1 protein-coding gene (cut by a window edge) is annotated in these 3,766 nt (G+C 77.1%); it reads right to left on the reverse strand.

Annotation, left to right across the window (positions count from 1 at the left end; translation table 11 throughout):
• A protein-coding gene (locus tag CO540_RS05190; protein ID WP_099164598.1) for a type I polyketide synthase crosses the window boundary here: on the reverse strand, positions 1-3,745 show its 5' end (the start). It extends 25,862 nt beyond the left edge of the window; 3,745 of the gene's 29,607 nt are visible here — the first part of the coding sequence; the start codon lies at positions 3,743-3,745; its stop codon lies beyond the left edge, outside the window.
• Positions 3,746-3,766: the final 21 nt, after the last annotated feature.

Genomic DNA, 3,766 nt, shown 5'->3' on the forward strand with positions numbered 1-3,766 from the left:
CCCCGTCGGCGGTCAGCTCGTCGACCAGCTCGCGGGCGCCGGCGGCGTCGGGGCCACGGCGGCTGGTGAGCACCAGGTGCTCGGCGCCGTTGGCGGCCAGCCAGCGGGCGGCCTGCGCGCCGATCGCCCCGGTGCCGCCGGTGATCAGCACCGTGCCGCGCGGCTGCCAGCCGGTGAGCTGCCCGGAGGTGCGGGCCGTGGTGCGGGCCAGCCGGCGCGTGAACGTGCCGTAGGGGCGCACCGCGACCTGGTCCTCGTCGCCCGCGCCACCGCCGAGGACGCGGACGACCTCGGTCCACGTCGCCACGTCGGGATCGGCGGGCAGGTCGAGCACGCCGCCCCACTGCCGGGGGTGTTCCAGGCCGATCACCCGGGCCAGGCCCCACAGGGCGTGCTGGGCGGCGCTGGCCACCGGCTCGGCCGGACCGGTGCCCACCCCGCCCCGGGTGAGGCACCACAGCGGCGCGGTCAGGCCGGCGTCCTGCAGGGCCTGCACCAACCGGGTGGTGGCGACCACGGCGGTGGGGACGCCGGGGTGCCCGGGATGGTCGGTCTCGGCCAGCCCGAGCAGGGACACGATCACCGCCGGTCCGCCCGGCTCGTCGGCGAGCCGGGCCGCCAGCTCCGCCCGGGTGGCGCGGGCCGGGTCGACGGCCAGTGTGCGCAGTGCCGCGCCGTCGGGCAGGGCGGCGGCGAGCGACTCCAGCCAGGCGTCCACGCGGGCGTCGTCGGCCGGGCGCAGCACCAGCAGGTCACCGGTGACGGTGGCGCCGGTCGCCGGGGCGGCCGGCTGCCACACCACCCGGTACGACCAGCCGTCCAGCACGGCCCGTTGGAGGCGGGCGCGGCGCCACGACGACAGCAGCGGCAGCGCCGGGGCGAGCACCTGCGGGTCGGCGTCCCCGGCGGTGAGGGCGGCGACGTCGGCGCGTTCCACCGCCGACCAGAACTCCACGTCGACCACGTCCGGTCCGACCGGCCCGGCGTTGCCGGCGGCCATCCGCTCCGGCCAGTAGCGCCGGCGCTGGAACGCGTACGTGGGCAGGCCGGTGAGGACCGGCGCGGGGGCGAGGACCCGGCGCAGGTCGACCGGCAGTCCCTCGGCGTGGGCGTGGGCGAGGCTGGTCAGCAGCCGCAGCCGGGCGTCCTCGCCCCGGCGCAGCGTGGCCAGCGCGCGGCCGGTGGTGCCGGTGTCGTCCAGGACGGCCGCCACCGACATGGTGAGCACCGGGTGCGGGGACACCTCGACGAAGTCGGTGTGCCCGGCGGCGATCGCGGTCCGCACGGCGGCGTCGAACAGCACCGGCAGGCGCAGGTTGTCGGCCCAGTGGTCGGCGTCGAGCCGGGCGCCGGCGAGCCAGTCGCCGGTGACCGTGGAGATGATCGGCACGTCGCCGTCGCGGGGGGTCAGGCCGGCCAGTTCGGTGCGGAGACGGTCGGCGACCGGCGCCACGGCCGGGGAGTGCGAGGCGTAGTCCACGGCCACCAGTCGGGCCCGTACCCCGTCGGCGACCAGCGCGGCGACCAGGTCGGCGACCGCCTGCGACGGCCCGGCCACGGCGGTGGTGGCGGGGCCGTTGACCACGGACACGGTGACGCCCTCGGGCAGGCGGGCGGTCAGCTCGGCGGCCGGCAGGTCGACCGCGGCCATGGTCCCGGTGCCGGCGACGTCGGCCAGCGCCCGCAGCCGCAGCGCCAGCACCGTCACCGCGTCGGCCAGGGTCAGCGCGCCGGCCACGTGCGCCGCGACGATCTCGCCCTGGGAGTGGCCGATCACGGCGCGCGGGCTCACGCCGGCGTGCCGCCACAGCCGGGCCAGGGCCACGCCGACGGCGAACAGCGCCGGCTGGGCCACCTCGGAGCGGGTCAGCCAGGTGTCGTCGGCGCCGGTGAGCACGGCGGCCACGTCGACGTCGAGCCAGCGGTCCAGTTCGGCCTGGCACTCGGCGAGGGCGTCGTCGAAGACCGGGCAGGCGCCGATCAGCTCGGCTGCCATGGCGGCGTGCTGGGCGCCCTGGCCGGGGAACACCCAGACCGGTCCCTCGCCCGCCTCGCCGGCCTGGCCGCTGACGACGGCGGCGGTGGGCGTGCCGGCGGCGACGGCGTCGAGGCCGGCGAGCAGCTGCGCCGGGTCGGCGGCCACCACGGCCGCGCGGTGCTCGAAGACCGACCGGGTGGTGGCCAGTGACCAGGCCAGTCGGGCCGGGTCGAGGTCGGCGTGGTCGCGGACGTGGCGGGCCAGGCGGGCGGCCTGCTCGCGCAGCGCCTCGGCGGAGCGGGCGGACAGCGACCAGACGGTGGCCGGGCCGGCGACCAGGGCGGGCCGCTCGTCGTCGGGCGTCGGGGCGGGCGCGGGGTCGGCCTGTTCCAGGATGACGTGGGCGTTGGTGCCGCTGATGCCGAACGAGGACACCGCGGCCCGGCGCGGCCGCTCCACCCGCGGCCACGGGCGGGCCTCGGTGAGCAGGGACACCGCGCCGGCGGACCAGTCGATGTGCGGCGACGGCGTGTCGACGTGCAGCGTCGCGGGCAGCCGCCCGTGCCGCATCGCCTGCACCATCTTGATCACACCGGCGACGCCGGCGGCGGACTGGCTGTGCCCGAGGTTCGACTTGACCGAGCCGAGCCAGAGCGGGTCGTGCCCGTCCCGGTCCTGCCCGTACGTGGCGAGCAGCGCCTGGGCCTCGATCGGGTCGCCGAGCGTGGTGCCGGTGCCGTGCGCCTCGACCGCGTCGACGTCGCCGGTGTCGAGCCGGGCGTTGCTCAACGCCTGGCGGATGACCCGCTGCTGCGACGGTCCGTTCGGGGCGGTGAGTCCGTTGGACGCGCCGTCGGAGTTGATCGCGCTGCCGCGCAGCACGGCGAGCACCGGGTGGCCGTGGCGGCGGGCGTCGCTGAGCCGTTCGACGAGCAGCAGACCGACGCCCTCGGCCCAGCCGGTGCCGTCGGCGGCGGCGGCGAACGACTTGCACCGCCCGTCGGAGGCGAGCCCGCGCTGGCGGGAGAAACCGACGAACGCGCTGGGGCTGGCCATCACGGTCACGCCGCCCGCGAGGGCCAGGTCGAACTCGCCGGCCCGCAGCGCCTGCGCGGCCAGGTGCAGCGCGACCAGCGACGAGGAGCAGGCGGTGTCCACGCTGACGGCCGGCCCCTCCAGGCCCAGCGCGTAGGCGATCCGGCCGGAGACGACGCTGGTGACGGTGCCGGTGAGCAGGTAGCCCTCGTCGGCGTCCAGCGCGCCGCCGTCGGCGCCGACGCCGTAGCCGTTGGCGGCGGTGCCGACGAACACGCCGACCTTCTGCCCGCGTACCGAGGACGGGGCGATGCCGGCGCTCTCGAACGTCTCCCAGGAGGTCTCCAGCAGCAGCCGTTGCTGCGGGTCCATGGCGAGGGCCTCGCGGGGCGAGATGCCGAAGAACTCGGCGTCGAACCCGGCCGCGTCGTAGAGGAAGCCGCCCTGCTGGGTGGTGGAGCGGCCGGACCGGTCGGCGGACGGGTCGTAGAGGTTGGCCAGGTCCCAGCCCCGGTCGGTGGGGAAGCCGCCGATCGCATCACCGCCGCCGTCGACCAGGTCCCACAGCTGCTCCGGGGTGGACACCCCGCCGGGGTAGCGGCAGGACATCGCGACGATCGCGATCGGCTCCCGGGCCGCCGCGGTCAACTGCTGGTTGAGCTGCTTGAGCCGGCTGGTCTCCTTGAGGGAGGCCCGAAGCGCCTCGACGACCTTGTCTGCGGACGTGGACATCATCTACTCCGTACGTGGGCG

Origin of the sequence: Micromonospora sp. WMMA2032, assembly GCF_002688545.1 — a bacterium.
Classification (GTDB): domain Bacteria; phylum Actinomycetota; class Actinomycetes; order Mycobacteriales; family Micromonosporaceae; genus Micromonospora; species Micromonospora sediminicola.